The organism is Streptomyces sp. CB02923, from assembly GCF_001905005.1.
Lineage (GTDB): Bacteria > Actinomycetota > Actinomycetes > Streptomycetales > Streptomycetaceae > Streptomyces.
Genome location: NZ_LWKZ01000023.1, coordinates 186,680 through 201,716, shown reverse-complemented (window position 1 = coordinate 201,716; position 15,037 = coordinate 186,680). Strand labels below are relative to the sequence as shown.

Below are 15,037 nucleotides of genomic sequence, written 5' to 3'. Positions count from 1 at the left end.
CTCGCGAACCGCAGAGGAATGATGAGTACTTCAGCGCACGAGCGTCCCGGCAGCAGTCCGCAGGACGACCGGCTCAGCATCGCGTACGGCACCGCGCCGGGTGCCGCGGCGGAGGGTACCGACCGGTCGGACATCCTCGCCCGGTACGAGCACTGGGTGCACCGCACCCCTGGCGCGCCCGCCGTCGAGGACGGCGAACTGTCCTGGAACTACGCCGAGATCGACGCCCTGGCGCGCGTCGTGACCGAGTCGCTGCGTGGCCGCGTGTCCCCCGGCGACCTGGTCGGTGTGTGTCTCGACCGCTCGGCCGCACTGGTCGCGGTGGCGGTCGGGCTGGCCCGGCTCGGGGCCGTCTACCTGCCCCTGGGGCCGCGCCCCGGCGCGAACCGGCTGGCCGCGGTGACCGAGCGGCTGGACGTGCCCTGCCTCGTCGGCGACCCCGCGCTGCTGCCCGCCTCCTACCGTACGGGCGACGCCGTTTCCCTGCCGCTGCCCGCCGAGGGCGCCAACGCGGCCGGGAGTGTCGTGGCCGCGTTCCGTGCCGCCCCCGCCACCGTCGGCGCGCGGACCGCGCCGCCGGATACCTTCTACGCCGTGCTGACCTCGGGCTCGACGGGCACGCCCAAGGCCGTCGCGGTGGGCGGCGCGTCGCTCGGCGCGCTGCTGGACTGGTACCACGCGTACACCGGAGCCCGGCCCGGGGACCGGCACAGTCTGCTGGTCGGTGTCTCCTTCGACCCGCATGTCAAGGAGCTGTGGGCGGCGCTCACCTCCGGTGGCGCGCTGAGCGTGCCGCCCGAAGAGGTGCGCTGGGACCCGGACGTCCTCACCGGCTGGTGGCGGCGCGCCGGGGTGACCGTCGCCGTGCTGCCCACGCCGCTCGCCGAGGCCGTCCTCGAACGGCCCTGGCCCCGGCTTCCGGACCTGCGCCACCTGGTGGTGGGCGGCGACCGGCTGCGCCGCAGGCCCGCCCCGCAGGTCACCGCGCACGTACACAACGCGTACGGTCCGGCCGAGGCCACCGTGGTCACCACGGTGCACCACGTCGAGGCGGACGAGTCCGACACCGCTCCCCCGCCGATCGGCACGCCCGTCGACGGCGCCGTCGTCTGCGTCACCGACGAAGCGGGTCACGTGGTCCCGCGCGGCGCGGCCGGAGAGCTGCGCGTCGGCGGCAGCGTGCTGTCCCTGGGATACCTGGACACGGATCTGACGGCGGAACGCTTCGTGGCGCCGCCCGTCGGCGTCACCGGGACCGACCGCGTCTACCGCACCGGCGACCGGGTACGGATGCGTCCCGACGGGGTGCTGGACTTCCTCGGGCGGCTGGACGACCAGGTCAAGGTCAGCGGCGTGCGCATCGAACTCGCCGAGGTGGAGGCGGCGTTCGAGCACCACCCGGCCGTACGGCGGGCCGCGGTCGCCGTCCAGTCCGCCGCGGGCGGTGTCACCCGACTCGCCGCGTTCGTCCTGCCCGTGCCCGGCGAGCCGGTGCCCTCTGCCGACGAGCTGATACGCGAGGCGCGCGGCTGGCTGCCGGAACAGGCCGTACCGGCCGTCGTGCGGTTCCTCGACAGCTTCCCGCTCGACGCCAACGGGAAGGTCGACCGGGCCGCGCTCCCGGCGGCCTGGGAGTCGCCCGCCGAGGCCACGTCCCCGGACGGCGCGGGCGTACCGCAGTCGCCGACCGAGGAACTGGTCCTGCGCCTGTGCCGCGACCTGCTCGGCAGCCAGGCCCTCGGCACGGGCGACAACTTCGCCGCGTCCGGCGGCAACTCCCTGTCCACCGCCCGGCTGCTCACCGGCATCGAGGAGCACTGCGGCATCCGCCTGCGGGCACCCGAGGTGCTGCGGCAGCCCGACCTGCGGGCGCTGGCGGCCCTGGTGGACACCCGGCGTGACGCCGCCGGCCTGGCGGGGGTGTGAGATGACCACGGCTACCACCACGACCGCGTCCGGCCTGCCCGGACTCGTCTCGCACTTCGCCCGCACCACCCCCGACGCCCTCGCCGTGACCGACGGCGAGACCTTCCTGACCTACGCGGAACTGGCGGCCGCGGCCCGTGACTTCGCGCGGGTGCTGCGGGACCGGGGCGTGCGCCCCGGCGACGCCGTCGGCGTACTGCTGCCGCACTCGGTGCCCACCGTGGTCACCCAGCTCGCCGTCTGGTGGGCGGGCGGGCACTACGTACCGCTCGACGCCGACTACCCCCCGCCGCGCGTCGCGGCCATGCTGGACACGGCCGGTGCCGTGCTGACGGTCGGCGGCAAGGACCTGGTGGAGGCAGCGGGCATCCCCGGGGACCGGGCACTGCCGCCGCCCGCCCTCGGGACGGAACGCGCCGGGGACGACGCGCCCGCTCCGGCCGAGGACGCCTACGACCCGGACGCCGTCGCCTACGTGATGTTCACCTCCGGCTCGACCGGGCAGCCCAAGGGCGTGGCCGTCACCCATCAGGGCATCGCGCGCCTGGCGCACCGGCCGGAGTACGTGACCATCACGCCGCGCGACCGCGTACTGTTCCATTCCCCCGTCACGTTCGACGCCTCCGCCTTCGAGGTGTGGGGCGCGCTGGCGAACGGCGCGGCGGTCGCGGTCTCCACCGCCGACCGGCTCTCGCCGACGGGCCTGGCGCGGGACGCGGAACGCCTCGGCGCGACCGTCACCGTGCTGACCACCGCGCTCTTCCACCACCTGGCCGTCCGGCGCTCCCCGCTCTTCGGAGTGCTGCGCAGCGTGCTGGCGGGCGGCGAGGCGCTGTCCGCGCAGCACGCGCGCGCCGTGCTGCGCGCCCACCCGTGGCTGGAGCTGGTCAACGGGTACGGGCCCACCGAGGCGACCACCTTCGCCACCGCGCACCGCGTGACGGACGCCGACTGCGACGGCCCGCCGCCCATCGGCCGCCCGGTCGCCGGGACGACCGCGTACGTCATGGACGAGCACGGTGAGCCGGTGGCACCGGGCGTCCGCGGCGAGCTGTGGCTCGGCGGCCCGCGGCTGGCGCTCGGCTACGTCGGGCAGCCGGACCGGACGGCGGAACGCTTCGTCGGCCGTCCGGCGGCCGGCCGGCTCTACCGCACCGGCGACCTGGTCTCCGCCCGTCCCGACGGCACGCTGGACTTCCACGGCCGGACCGACGACCAGATCAAGGTCCGCGGCTTCCGGATCGAGCCGGGCGAGATCGAGCACGCGCTGCGCGGGCACGCCGGGGTCGCCGACGCGGCCGTGGTCGTCCAGCGTCCGGCGCCCGACGACGCGCGGCTGGTGGCCTTCGTCGTACGGGAGGGCGGTACGGCTCCGGGGGGCGCGGCGCTGCGCGCGCATCTGGAGAGCCGCCTGCCGGCCTATCTCGTGCCCAACGCGTGGGCATTCGTGGACGCGCTGCCGATGACCGGTGCCGGCAAGGTGGACCGGCGGGAGCTGGCCGCGCGGCCGGTGGACGGAATCGGCACCGGGCCGGTGGAAGACCCCGCGACCGCTCCGGCCGACGGCCCGGAAGCTGACGGCCCCTCGGCCCCCGCCGCGCTTCTCTCGCCCCTCCAGCAGGTCGTCGCCGACCTGTGGAGCCAGGCCCTCGGCCACTCCGTGGACGACCCCGCGGCGGACTTCATCGCGCTGGGCGGGCACTCGCTGCTGGCGCTGTGCGTCGTGGAGGATCTCCGCGAGGACCTCGGGGTGGAGATCTCGCTCGCCGACTTCTTCGCCGCTCCCACGGTCGCCGCGCAGGCGGCACACGTCGAGCGGGCCCTGCTGCGCAACCATGACGAGCCGGGCGCGCCCGGTGACGAGCCGGCCGCCCCGGCCGGCGGGGAGGACCGACGATGACCACCGCTCCGGACACCGCCCGGGAGGCGGCGCTGCTGCGGATCGCCCGGCAGCGGCAGGCCGCCAAACGGGGAAGCACGGCCCCTGCGGCCGCCACCGGCCCATCCGGCCCCGCACCGCTCTCCGCGGCGCAGCGCCGCATGTGGCTGATGGACCGCCTCGGCGGCAGCGGCGCGGCGTACCACGTGCCGTTCGCGACCCGGGTGCGCGGGCCGTTCGACCCGCAGGCCCTCGGCCGGGCGCTGACCGGTCTCGTACGGCGGCACGGGGTGCTGCGTACGCGGTACGGGCAGCGCGACGGCGAGCCGTACCAGGAGGTGACGGACGCGGCGCCGGTGCCGGTCGAGGTCGTGACGGCGGACGGCGACGTGGCGGAGCTGCTGCGGCAGGCCGCGGCACGGCCCTTCGACCTGGCGGGCGGTCCGGTACTGCGCGCGCTGGCCGTACGGCACGCCGCCGAGGACCACACCCTTTTGCTGACGCTGCATCACATCGCGATCGACGGCGGCTCGCTGGCGGTCGTCGCGCGCGAGCTGGGTGCGCTGTACGGGGCCGCTCTCGACGGTGACGACGCGCTGACCGGGACGTTCCCGGACCCGGCGCCGCAGTACGCGGACTTCGCCCGCCGCGAGCACGCCGCCGCGGACGCCCTGGAGAACGGGCTGGAGTACTGGCTCGGACGCCTCGCGGGCGCCCGGCCGGTGCCCCTGCCCGCCCCGGCCGCGGACTCCGGCGGCGCGGCCCGGCGCGGACAGGCCGCACTGCTCGCCGAGCCGCTGCCGCGCGCCGTCCTCGAAGGGCTGCGCGCGGTGGGCCGGGAGCACCGGAGCACCCTGTTCACCGTCGTACTGGCCGCCGCGTACGCCGCGTTGCTGGAGGCGACGGGCCGCACGGACCTGGTGCTCGGCTGCGCCAGCAGCCACCGCGACCGGGCGGAGGTACGCGACCTGGTCGGCCTGTGCGTGAACACCCTGCCCGTCCGGGTGGACGCGCGCAGTACCGGCGTCTTCGGTGACCTGCTGGACCGGGTCCGGGACGCGCTCATGGAGGCACAGCAACACCGGGACGTGCCGTTCGATCTGATCGTCGAGCGGCTCGGAGCGGCGGCCCGCGGCGCGGACGGCCACCCGCTGGTCGACGTCACGGCCGACGTCCTGCGGGCGCCGGTCGCCCTGGAGCTGCCCGGCCTGGTGGGCGAACCGGTCGAGGTCGGCCTGGAGACGGCCAAGTTCGGTCTCGGCTTCTACGTGGAGGAGGACCGGGGCGACGGCGGGCCGCCGCGCTGCCTGGTGCAGTACGACCGGGCGCGGCTCGACGGGCGGACGGCCCGACGGCTGCTGCGCGGCTTCGCGGACCTGCTGGCGGCGGTGGCCGCCGACCCCGGGCACCGGCTGGCCCGGCCGCTGCCCGGAACCGGCGCGGCGGACGGCGGGGAAACGGTCCGTCCGGCAGAGCTGTTCCTCCGGGAACGGCCGGAGGTGGCGGAGGCCGTCCTGCTGGAGACCGACGGCCGGCCGCCGCTCGCCTACGTCGTGCCCAGCGGCACGGGCTCCCTCGACCCCATGGGCCTGCGGGCCGCGATGCGTTCGAAGCTGGCGCCCGAACTGGTCCCGGCCGCGGTGACGGTCCTGGACGAGCTGCCGCGTACGGCCGACGGTGCCGTGGACCGCAACCGCCTGCCGGGCGCACCGGCGGCGGCCGTGCCGTCCGGCGCCACCGGGGCGCGCGAGCAGGCCGTACTGGAGGCGTTCACCGAACTGCTGGGCCGACGGCCCGCTCCGGACGGTGACTTCTTCCTGCTCGGCGGGCATTCACTGCTGGCCGTGCAACTGGCCGACCGGCTGCGCGAACGGCTGGGGCTGCCGCTGACCGGCCTCGACGTGATGGAGCACCGCAGCCCGCGCGCCATCGCGGCCCTGCTGGACGGCCGGGGCGAGGAGCGCGCGGCGGCGCTGTCCGCCGCGCGCTCCTCGCCCCGGTCCTCGGCCCCCCGCACCTCGCGGTCCCCCGCGGGCGCCGGAACGGTCCTGGTCACCGGTGCCACCGGCGGCGTGGGCGCCTTCGTGCTGCGCGAGCTGGCGGCGCGCGGCCGTCCCGTACGGGCGCTGGTACGGCCCGCGTCGGCGCACCTCCTCGCGGCCGACGGGATCGAGGTGGCCGAAGGGGACCTCGGCGACCCGGACAGCCTGCGGGCGGCGGCCGCCGACGCCGACGCGGTGATCCACGCCGCCTGTACCTTCACCTCCCCGGAGGTGGACCTCGCCGCCATGCGCGCCGCGCTGGACGGCTGGCGGCGGGGCCCCTTCGTCTTCGTCAGCAGCGTGGACGCCTACGGGCAGCCGCCGGTCACCGACGTGACCGGGGAGACCGCGCCGGCCGGGCCGTTCACCGCGTACGGCCGGGCCAAGCTGGACTGCGAGCGGATGCTGCTGGCGGCCGCCGGGAGCGGCGGGCGGGGCGGGGCGAGCGCGGTCCGGGTGCCCATCGTGTGGGGACCGCACGCCAGGCTGCGCGACCAGCTGCGCTGGGGTGCGACCGGCCAGTTCTTCCAGGCCGCTCGGAGCGGCGAGCCGATCGAGCTGCCCGCACGGGACCGTGGCTGGTACGGCGCGCCCTGGGTGCACGGTGCCGCGTTGGCCCGCGCGCTGGTCAGCTGTGTGGAGCGGCCGGCCGGCGGCGTGGTGAACGCGATCGGCGGACATGTCGACTGGCGTGACTTCGCCGCCGAACTGATCCGGCTGCTCGGCAGTTCCAGCGAGATCCACGCCACGCACGCGGGGGCGGGTGCGGACCCCGGGGCAGACCACGGAGCCGGGGAGACGGCCGGGCCGGACTTCCTCCTGCACCACCGGCGCCGCTACCGCTCCGGCCGCGCGCTCGCCGACGAACTGGCGGAGCGTCCGGGCGAGGACTGGCGGTCGGTGCTCGCGGCGATGCTGGAGGTCTGACGGGGCCCCACCACGGTCCCGGAGGTCTGACGGGCTTTTCCTGCTTTTTACAGATTCCCGGCAGATTCCCGTCCTCAGGACGGCACCGATTCCGTGAATCGGCCGTCTTGTCGGGTGCGGCGCCGCTCTTTCCCCCAGGAGCGGCGCCGCGCCGCAACCGGGCCCGGCGCGCGCGACGGCGCGGCGGACCCGGTTACCGCAAAGCCGCACCCGCCGCGTCCAAGAGGCGCCGTACCCGCAGCGCATCGGGGGCGACGGCGGTCGTCAGCGCGGCGGGCCCGGCGAGCGGACTGCGGACGCCCTGTCCCTCCTCCGGGCCCGCGCCGAGCAGCAGGGCCTCGGCCGGCCGGTCGTCGAATGCCGGGTCCACCACGAGGAGCTGGCCGGTGGCGCGGTTGCCGCCGAGGACCGCGGCGGTGTCCCAGCCGGGGGCGCCCGGCCCGTACGCCGTCTCCTGGTCGAGGAGCGTGCGCCCGGCGCGGCGGACCGTGAGGCGGCTGCTCAGCCGTCCGGTCCGTTCGCCGCTGCGCCCCAGCACCTGTTCCTCGCGCAGCACCAGGCGCGCGGTCGGTGCGAGGTGCACGGTCGTCGTCATCCGCAGGTCGCTGCCCTCGGCGGAGATGAGCGGTTCGGGCAGCCACTCCAGCAGGGCGCCTTCGCCGACGGTCAGCTCCACGTCGTACGTGGCGTGTCCGCCGGTACGCCCCGGCAGCGCGACGGTCGCCGCGGCCGCCGTGACGCACAGGCCGGCGCCGTCCTCGGCGGTCGCTTCGATACGCAGCCGGTCGCCGCCGAGCGGGGCGCTCATGGCCCCGACGACGCAGACCCGGGCCTGCGTCCCGTACGCGCGGACGCGGCGCAGCGCGAGCGGGCCCTCGCCGTCCAGGACGGGCAGGGCCGTCGTGCCGCCCGCGCCGGCCCGCGCGGTGATGCGGGCCGTGGCCCGCAGGCCGTGTGCCGCCGGAGCGGGGCCCTGCACCCGTACCGGCTCGGGGGCCCGGGGCCGGGTCCGCTCGGGAGGCGCGAGGGTCATGCGGGGCCCGCGGTCCAGTCGGCGAGGCGCTCGCGCACCCAGTCCGAGACCGGCTTGACGCCGTTCTCGCCCTTGATGCAGGTGAAGGCGACGGGCAGGTCGCCGCGCTGGGCCTTGGCGTCGCGGGCCATGCCTTCCAGATCGACGCCGACGTAGGGGGCGAGGTCGGTCTTGTTGACGACGAGGAGGTCGGCGGTGGTGACGCCGGGGCCGCCCTTGCGGGGAATGTCGTCGCCGCCCGCCACGTCGATGACGAAGATCTGGGCGTCGACCAGGCCCTTGGAGAAGGTGGCGGTGAGGTTGTCGCCGCCGGACTCGACCAGGATCAGGTCGAGCGGGCCGACCGCGTCCTCCAGGTCCTCGACGGCCTCCAGGTTGGCGGAGATGTCGTCGCGGATGGCGGTGTGCGGGCAGGCGCCGGTCTCCACGGCCGTGATGCGCTCGGCGGGCAGTACCGCCTCGCGCAGCAGGAATTCGGCGTCCTCGCGGGTGTAGATGTCGTTGGTCACGACCGCGAGGGACAGCTCGTCGCGCAGCGTGCGGCACAGCGCGGCGACGGTGGCGGTCTTGCCGGTGCCGACCGGTCCGCCGAGCCCGATGCGCAGTGCGCGGCGGGTGCCGTCCGCGCGTTGCGGGGCGGCGGCGCTGTAGGTGTGCCGGTGGGGGAACCTCTCGTCGAGGTCGTGGTCGAGATGCATGGCTGCTGCTCCGTATCGGGTCGGGTGCGGGTGGGTGGGGCGCGCGGGGCCGGAGGGGGCCGTGCGAGGTTCCCGGTCGCGGTCGGCGTCCGGGAGCCGGGGCGGGTACGGCTCTTCACGAGGCGAAGAGCCGTACCGGCCAGGCCGCGTGCTGCTCGGCGGTGATGTCGAGCAGCGGCGCGGACGCCGTCGGCAGCGCGCCGGTGCCTTCGAGGGGGACCCGGCGTGCCGCTTCGGCGGCCTGCTCGGCGACCTGGTCGAGCGGTGCCGTCAGGCGGGCCAGCACCGCGGTCGCGTCGAAGGGGTCCAGGCTGAGCAGGCGTACGGCGGCGGTGGCCGGGCCGCTGACGTTCTCGTACGCGGCGGCGTACGCGGCGTCCAGCGGTTCGAGCCCCGCCGATCTGGCCGCCAGGCCCAGCACGACGGGCTGGTGGGCGCCGCGCGGCCGGGCCGCCGCCAGTTGGTCCAGTGCGGCGCAGGGCCAGGCGGCGCGGGCGGCACGCATCATCTGCCGCCCCAGCCGTCGGGCCGTGTGCCGCAGCGCGGGCACCGGGGTACGGGCGTCGGCGGCCTCGTCCAGTTCCAGCGGATCGCAGCCGGCCGCCGCCGCGGCGGCCAGCCCGGCGGCGACCAGGCCCGCGGTGTGCAGCCGCCCGCGGCAGAATTCCTCCAGGCTCGCCGCGTCCCTGATCCGTCCCGCCTTGACGGCCGCTTCCGCGCCGCCGGAGTGCGCGTGCCCGCCGGCGGGGAACCGGCCGTCCGCCAGGACGAGGAGCGCCGCCCTGCTCATCTCCGTACCTCCTTCTTCGGCCTCTGCCGCATGTCCGGGCCGCTCAGAAGAGGAAGTAGCGCTGGGCCATCGGCAGTTCGGCGGCCGGGGCGGGCTCGACCACGTCGCCGTCGATGGTGACCGTGAAGGTGTCGGGGTCGACGTGGACGTGCGGCAGCGCGTCGTTGTTGCGCATGTCCGCCTTGGTCACGCCGCGGGTGCTGCGGATCGCCTGGAAGGACTTGGCCAGCCCCAGCCGTTCCGGCAGCCCGTCCGCGACGGCCTGCTCGGACACGAAGTTGACGGAGTTGCTGCCCGGCGCCCTGCCGATGGCGCCGAACATCGGGCGGGGCAGCACCGGCTGCGGGGTGGGGATGGAGGCGTTGGCGTCGCCCATTTGCGCGTACGCGATCTGGCCGCCCTTGAGGACGAGCTGCGGTTTGACGCCGAAGAACGCCGGGTCCCACAGCACCAGGTCGGCCAGCTTGCCTTCCTCGACCGAGCCGACCTCGTGGTCGATGCCCTGCGCGACGGCCGGGTTGATCGTGTACTTGGCGACGTAGCGGCGGGCGCGGGTGTTGTCCGCGAGCAGGTCGCCGGGGAGCGTGCCGCGCCGCTTCTTCATCACGTGCGCGGTCTGCCACGTCCGCAGCACGACCTCGCCGATGCGGCCCATGGCCTGGGCGTCGGAAGACATGATCGAGATGGCGCCCAGATCGTGCAGGATGTCCTCGGCCGCGATGGTGGAGGGCCGGATGCGGGACTCGGCGAACGCGAGGTCCTCCGGCACGGCCGGGTTGAGGTGGTGGCAGACCATCAGCATGTCGAGGTGTTCCTCGACGGTGTTGACGGTGTGCGGCCGGGTCGGGTTGGTGGAGGCGGGCAGCACGTTCGGCTCGGAGACCATGGCGATCATGTCGGGCGCGTGGCCGCCGCCCGCGCCCTCCACGTGGTACGCGTGGATGCCGCGGCCCCCGATGGCGGCCAGGGTGTCCTGGAGGAAGCCCGCCTCGTTCAGGGTGTCGGTGTGGATGGCGAGCTGTGCGCCGCTCTCCTCGCAGACGCGCAGACAGGCGTCGAGGACGGCGGGGGTGGCGCCCCAGTCCTCATGGATCTTGAAGCCGAGGACGCCCGCGCGCAGCTGGTCGTGCATCGAGGCGGCGGACATGGTGTTGCCCTTGCCCAGCAGGCCGACGTTGACGGGCAGCCCGTCCATCGACTCGAACATCCGGGCCACGTGCCAGGCGCCGGGGGTGATGGTGGTGGCCTTGCTCCCCTCGGCCGGGCCCGTTCCGCCGCCGACCAGGGTGGTCACGCCGGAGGCGAGGGCCTCGTCCACCTGCTGGGGGCAGATGAAGTGCACATGGGTGTCGATGGCGCCGGCCGTGAGGATCTTGCCGTTGCCCGCGATGACCTCGGTCTCCGGGCCGATCACCAGGTCGGGGTGGACGCCGTCCATGGTGTCGGGATTGCCGGCCTTGCCCAGCGCGGTGATCCGGCCGTCCCGTATGCCGACGTCCGCCTTGATCACACCCCAGTGGTCCAGCACGACCGCGCCGGTGACGACGGTGTCGGGCGCGCCCTCGGCGCGGGTGACGCGGGACTGGCCCATCGACTCGCGGATGACCTTGCCGCCGCCGAAGACCGCCTCGTCACCGGCCCGGCCGGGTCCGCCCGCCCGGTCCTCGGTGATCTCGACGAGGAGGTCGGTGTCGGCCAGCCGCACACGGTCGCCCACGGTCGGGCCGTACAGGTCGGTGTAGGCGGCGCGGGTCAGATCAGCCATCGAGGGAGCCTCCGGTCTCGCCGCGCAGGCCCGCGACGATCCGCTTGCCCCCGACGGGGACGAGTTCGACCTCGGTGGGGATGCCGGGCTCGAAGCGCACGGCGGAGCCGGCGGGGACGTTCAGGCGCTTGCCGTGCGCGGCCGCACGGTCGAAGTCGAGGCCGGGGTTGGCCTCGGCGAAGTGGTAGTGGGAGCCGACCTGCACGGGGCGGTCGGCGGCGTTCAGGACGGTCAGCCGGGTGACGGGGAGGCCGGGGTTCAGGCGTACCGGTGCGTCGGCGTGGAGGATCTGGCCGGGAATCATGGTCGCTGCTCCCGCGCTCAGTTGATGGGCTCGTGGACGGTGACCAGCTTGGTGCCGTCGGGGAAGGTCGCCTCGACCTGCACGTCGTGGATCATCTCGGGGACGCCCTCCATGACCTCGTCACGGGAGAGCACCTTGCGTCCGGTCGACATCAGCTCGGCGACCGTACGGCCGTCCCGCGCGCCTTCGAGGATGTGGACGGTCAGCAGCGCGACGGCCTCCGGGTGGTTCAGCCGTACCCCGCGGGAGCGCCGCTTCTCGGCCACGTCGGCCGCCACATGAATCATCAGGCGTTCCTGCTCATGCGGGGTCAGTTGCATACCTTCACCTCACCGTCTTCGAGCTGGGCGCATTCGCCCAGGTCACGGGTGGCGATACACCCGCAAAAGCAGATGTATCACACACTAATTAAAGGCGGAGCAAACTGCTCTCCAGCTCCGCTCCATCAATGACCCGCCGCCCGCAGATTAGTTCGGCGGAATTTCACCGGCGTTAACGCGGCGGGTCGGCCGCGGAACTTCACCGGACGGGCCCGCCGCCACCCTCGCGGACCCGTCGCCGCCATCCGGGAGGCCCGCTGTACCGCTTCCGCCCGGTCCGTCCCCTGAGCGGACGCCGCGGTCCGGTATCCGCTCTTGACGGCGGTACGGATCACTCGCGATTCTCATGCGCACGTCAAGCACGTGAAGCACGGGACGCCGCCCCCACAGCGGCGCCCCGCGGCACCACCCCCCACATCAGCATCGGAGCCCCACCGTGACCCGCACGACCCGTACACCTCGCACTCCGGACACCGCCCGCCGCACCCGCTCCGCCCGAATACGCCGTGCCGCCCCGGCCCTCGGCGCGGCCGCCCTCGCCGCCGCCCTGCTCGGCCCCATCGCCGGAGCCCAGGCCACCGCCCCCGCGGCACCCGCCGCCCCGGACATCCCGGTCGCCGCCGTCAAGGCCCACCTCTCCCAGCTGCAGTCCATCGCGGACGCCAACGGCGGCAACCGCGCCCACGGCACGGCCGGATACCGGGCCTCCGTCGACTACCTCAAGGGCAAGCTGGACGCGGCCGGGTTCACCACCACCGTCCAGGAGTTCACCCGCAACGGCGCCACGGGCTACAACCTCCTCGCCGACTGGCCCGGCGGCGGCACGGAACAGACCGTGATGACCGGGGCCCACCTCGACTCGGTCACCGAAGGCCCCGGCATCAACGACAACGGCTCCGCCTCCGCGGCCATCCTGGAAGTCGCCCTCGCCGTCTCCAAGGCCCACCTCGAACCCTCCAAGCACCTGCGCTTCGCCTGGTGGGGTTCCGAGGAGTCCGGGCTCGCCGGATCCCGGCACTACGTGAAGGGGCTGTCCGCCGGCGACCGCGGCAAGATCGACGCGTATCTGAACTTCGACATGATCGGCTCGCCCAACCCGGGCTACTTCGTATACGACGACGACGCGCGCCTGGAGAAGGTCTTCAAGGACCACTTCGCCGCGAAGAACATCGCCACCGAGATCGAGACGGAGGGCGACGGGCGCTCCGACCACGCGCCGTTCAAGGACGCCGGCGTCCCGGTGGGCGGCCTGTTCTCCGGAGCCGACTACATCAAGACCGCCGAGCAGGCGAAGAAGTGGGGCGGCACGGCGGGCAAGGCGTTCGACGCCTGCTACCACGCCTCCTGCGACACCGCCAAGAACATCGACGACACGGCGCTGGGCAACAACACCGCGGCCATCGCCGACGCGGTCTGGCAGCTCGGCTCCTGACACCGGGCCGCTCCGGCACGGCGCCCGGACACCGGGCAGCGGCGGTGCGCCTCCGCTGCCCGGTCAGCGCTCTCCGGTCAGCGCTCTCCGGTCAGCGCTCTCCGGTCAGCGCTCTCCGGCGCCGGGGCCGCCGGGGCCGCCCGCGGCGCCGTGCCCTCCGGAGGCACCACGGTCGCCCGCCGTGCCGCGGTGTTCCGCCGCGATACCGAAGCGGCGCCACTCGCCGGGCGGGGCCGGGAACGGCCGCACCGAGGAGACCGTGGAGATCACCTGCTCCTCCGCCGCCGCCTCCTCCGCCTCCCGGCACGCGTCGAGACGCTCCAGGTCGGCGGCGGACACCAGCCCCACCAGCGGCTTGCCGTGGCGCGTGACGACCACCCGCTCGCCGCCGTAGACGACGCGGTTGATCAGATCCGCCAACTCCGCCCGGGCCTGCGTCACCGGAATCTCATAAGCCATGGTCCTAGCTTAGGTCGCGCCCACGGCGTCCCGGCCAGGGCCGCGACCGGCCGGATCGCACGGACGGTCCCGGCGAGTGCGGGCGGCCCCGGCGGGTGCGGTGACGGGCGCGCACCGGATGACGCGCAGCGGGCCGCTCTCCGCATTGCCCACCCTCCCGCTCCCTCCGCTCCCCGCTCCCCGCTCCCACCACACCGGTACATGACCGCGGAGACAGCCGCGCACCCCTCGGACGTCACGGCCAGTCAGCTCCGGACGGACACCCCACCCCTGACGCCCCATGAGGCTTTCGCTCTCAGCGAGCGACCGGCACTTCACCCCCCGAAGGCATTGCTTCGGACCCTCGGAACGTGCTCCCATCTAGCCCTACGTACGTCCTGTACATTTTTTACAGACGGTCAGGAAAGAGGAGCTCCCATGAACGGCCCCCAGGCCCGTCACGTCCTTCCGGAGTTCACCGAACGCACCTCCCACGGCGCCCGGACCATGGACCCGTACTCCAAGCTGCTCAGCGAGCGGATCATCTTCCTCGGCACCCCGGTCGACGACACGTCCGCCAACGACGTGATCGCCCAGCTCATGCACCTGGACTACGACGCTCCGGACCGGGACATCTCGCTCTACATCAACTCCCCCGGCGGCTCCTTCACCGCGATGTCCGCGATCTACGACACGATGCAGTTCGTGGGCTGCGACATCGAGACGGTCTGCCTGGGCCAGGCCGCCTCCGCCGCCGCGGTACTGCTGGCGGCCGGCACCCCCGGCAAGCGCCTCGCGCTGCCGGGCGCCCGCATCCTCATCCACCAGCCCTCGTTCAGCGAACCGGTGCAGGGGCAGGCCGACGACCTCCGGATCCAGGCGGACGAACTGCTGCGCACCCGCGCCCTGCTGGAGGAACTGCTCGTCCGGCACACCGGCCAGTCCGCCGAGCGGATCACCGAAGACCTCGAACGCGACAAGGTCTTCGACGCCGCGGCCGCCGTGGAGTACGGACTGGTCGACGGACTCACCCGCAGCCGAAAGCAGCGGCCCACCGCGCTCGGCGCGAGGTGAGCCCGGGATGCTGCCGCCCGAACTGCCGCCGCTGCCCGCGCTGACGCGCGCCGAGGGCGAGGTCATCGACAGCTACCTGGCGGTCCTGGACCTGCTGGGCCGCATCAACCCGGCCCGCGGCACGGACACCTACGGCGGCCTGCGTGCCGCCCAGGCCCTGGTCGGCAAGTCCGCCGCCCTGCGGGACGCGTTGACAGTGATGCACGAACGGGGCGAGAGCGAACTGCACGCGGCGACGCTGGCGCAGGCCCTGCGCGTACTGGACGGCGAGCGTCGCGCGCGGCTGATTTCCGTACCTCCGCAGCGCAGTTGACGCGGGCGGGCGGCATCACGCTCCCGGCCGGCGGGAGGTGAGCGCGTTACGGGCGCGCGGCCATGCGGCGCGCCGCACCAGCGGGGAGGGCGCCCG

Annotated in this window: 13 protein-coding genes; 6 read left to right on the top strand and 7 right to left on the bottom strand. The window is 74.6% G+C overall.

Translation table 11 applies throughout. The features are described 5' to 3' along the window. Positions 1-21: 21 nt before the first annotated feature. From A6A06_RS19490 to A6A06_RS19480, 3 genes are read left to right on the top strand one after another with little or no spacing between them, the layout of a single operon-like run. The gene (locus A6A06_RS19490) at positions 22-1,926 is read left to right on the top strand and encodes a non-ribosomal peptide synthetase (protein ID WP_073762572.1); all 1,905 of its coding nucleotides are present in this window, start codon (positions 22-24) and stop codon (positions 1,924-1,926) included. Position 1,927: 1 nt separating this feature from the next. Beyond that, entirely contained in the window at positions 1,928-3,826 is a 1,899-nt protein-coding gene (locus A6A06_RS19485) for a non-ribosomal peptide synthetase (RefSeq protein WP_073763232.1), read from the top strand. Beyond that, complete coding sequence (locus A6A06_RS19480) at positions 3,823-6,774, top strand: condensation domain-containing protein (protein ID WP_073762571.1); 2,952 nt, start codon at positions 3,823-3,825, stop codon at positions 6,772-6,774. The genes A6A06_RS19485 and A6A06_RS19480 overlap by 4 nt, the downstream gene beginning before the upstream one ends. 193 nt (positions 6,775-6,967) lie before the next feature. Here the strand turns inward: A6A06_RS19480 and A6A06_RS19475 are convergent, their stop codons facing one another. From A6A06_RS19475 to A6A06_RS19450, 6 genes are all read right to left on the bottom strand, one after another. Next, the gene (locus A6A06_RS19475) at positions 6,968-7,807 is read right to left on the bottom strand and encodes an urease accessory protein UreD (RefSeq protein WP_073762570.1); all 840 of its coding nucleotides are present in this window, start codon (positions 7,805-7,807) and stop codon (positions 6,968-6,970) included. Next, complete coding sequence (gene ureG / locus A6A06_RS19470) at positions 7,804-8,505, bottom strand: urease accessory protein UreG (RefSeq protein WP_073762569.1); 702 nt, start codon at positions 8,503-8,505, stop codon at positions 7,804-7,806. Before ureG ends, A6A06_RS19475 begins: the two co-directional genes overlap by 4 nt. Before the next feature lie 115 nt (positions 8,506-8,620). Next, positions 8,621-9,295 carry an urease accessory protein UreF gene (locus tag A6A06_RS19465; RefSeq protein ID WP_073762568.1) on the bottom strand — a complete coding sequence of 225 codons (675 nt, stop codon included), beginning with the start codon at positions 9,293-9,295 and terminating at the stop codon, positions 8,621-8,623. Between the two features lie 43 nt (positions 9,296-9,338). After that, the gene (locus A6A06_RS19460; protein ID WP_073762567.1) at positions 9,339-11,060 is read right to left on the bottom strand and encodes an urease subunit alpha; all 1,722 of its coding nucleotides are present in this window, start codon (positions 11,058-11,060) and stop codon (positions 9,339-9,341) included. Next, on the bottom strand, positions 11,053-11,364 hold the full coding sequence (locus tag A6A06_RS19455) for an urease subunit beta (RefSeq protein WP_073762566.1): 312 nt from the start codon (positions 11,362-11,364) through the stop codon (positions 11,053-11,055). The genes A6A06_RS19460 and A6A06_RS19455 overlap by 8 nt, the downstream gene beginning before the upstream one ends. 17 nt (positions 11,365-11,381) lie before the next feature. After that, positions 11,382-11,684 (bottom strand): urease subunit gamma, encoded by a 303-nt coding sequence (locus A6A06_RS19450; protein WP_073762565.1) that lies wholly within the window; start codon positions 11,682-11,684, stop codon positions 11,382-11,384. A 436-nt stretch (positions 11,685-12,120) separates the two neighbouring features. Between A6A06_RS19450 and A6A06_RS19445 the strand changes: the two genes are divergently transcribed. Then, positions 12,121-13,116, top strand: a complete 996-nt coding sequence (locus tag A6A06_RS19445) for a M28 family metallopeptidase (RefSeq protein ID WP_242440829.1) — start codon at positions 12,121-12,123, stop codon at positions 13,114-13,116. Between the two features lie 105 nt (positions 13,117-13,221). Here the strand turns inward: A6A06_RS19445 and A6A06_RS19440 are convergent, their stop codons facing one another. Next, a complete protein-coding gene (locus tag A6A06_RS19440) occupies positions 13,222-13,575 on the bottom strand; it encodes a type II toxin-antitoxin system Phd/YefM family antitoxin (RefSeq protein WP_073762564.1) in 354 nt (117 codons plus the stop codon). Positions 13,576-13,992: 417 nt separating this feature from the next. On the opposite strand from A6A06_RS19440, the gene A6A06_RS19435 reads away from it, so the two are divergent. Further along, positions 13,993-14,628, top strand: a complete 636-nt coding sequence (locus A6A06_RS19435; RefSeq protein WP_073762563.1) for an ATP-dependent Clp protease proteolytic subunit — start codon at positions 13,993-13,995, stop codon at positions 14,626-14,628. A 7-nt stretch (positions 14,629-14,635) separates the two neighbouring features. Next, positions 14,636-14,941 (top strand): hypothetical protein, encoded by a 306-nt coding sequence (locus tag A6A06_RS19430; protein ID WP_073762562.1) that lies wholly within the window; start codon positions 14,636-14,638, stop codon positions 14,939-14,941. Positions 14,942-15,037: the final 96 nt, after the last annotated feature.

Coding starts and splice junctions, on each gene's coding strand:
- A6A06_RS19490 (WP_073762572.1), top strand. CDS start 22: ATGAGTACTTCAGCGCACGAGCGTCCCGGCAGCAGTCCGCAGGACGAC.
- A6A06_RS19485 (WP_073763232.1), top strand. CDS start 1,928: ATGACCACGGCTACCACCACGACCGCGTCCGGCCTGCCCGGACTCGTC.
- A6A06_RS19480 (WP_073762571.1), top strand. CDS start 3,823: ATGACCACCGCTCCGGACACCGCCCGGGAGGCGGCGCTGCTGCGGATC.
- A6A06_RS19475 (WP_073762570.1), bottom strand. CDS start 7,807: ATGACCCTCGCGCCTCCCGAGCGGACCCGGCCCCGGGCCCCCGAGCCG.
- ureG (WP_073762569.1), bottom strand. CDS start 8,505: ATGCATCTCGACCACGACCTCGACGAGAGGTTCCCCCACCGGCACACC.
- A6A06_RS19465 (WP_073762568.1), bottom strand. CDS start 9,295: ATGAGCAGGGCGGCGCTCCTCGTCCTGGCGGACGGCCGGTTCCCCGCC.
- A6A06_RS19460 (WP_073762567.1), bottom strand. CDS start 11,060: ATGGCTGATCTGACCCGCGCCGCCTACACCGACCTGTACGGCCCGACC.
- A6A06_RS19455 (WP_073762566.1), bottom strand. CDS start 11,364: ATGATTCCCGGCCAGATCCTCCACGCCGACGCACCGGTACGCCTGAAC.
- A6A06_RS19450 (WP_073762565.1), bottom strand. CDS start 11,684: ATGCAACTGACCCCGCATGAGCAGGAACGCCTGATGATTCATGTGGCG.
- A6A06_RS19440 (WP_073762564.1), bottom strand. CDS start 13,575: ATGGCTTATGAGATTCCGGTGACGCAGGCCCGGGCGGAGTTGGCGGAT.
- A6A06_RS19435 (WP_073762563.1), top strand. CDS start 13,993: ATGAACGGCCCCCAGGCCCGTCACGTCCTTCCGGAGTTCACCGAACGC.
- A6A06_RS19430 (WP_073762562.1), top strand. CDS start 14,636: ATGCTGCCGCCCGAACTGCCGCCGCTGCCCGCGCTGACGCGCGCCGAG.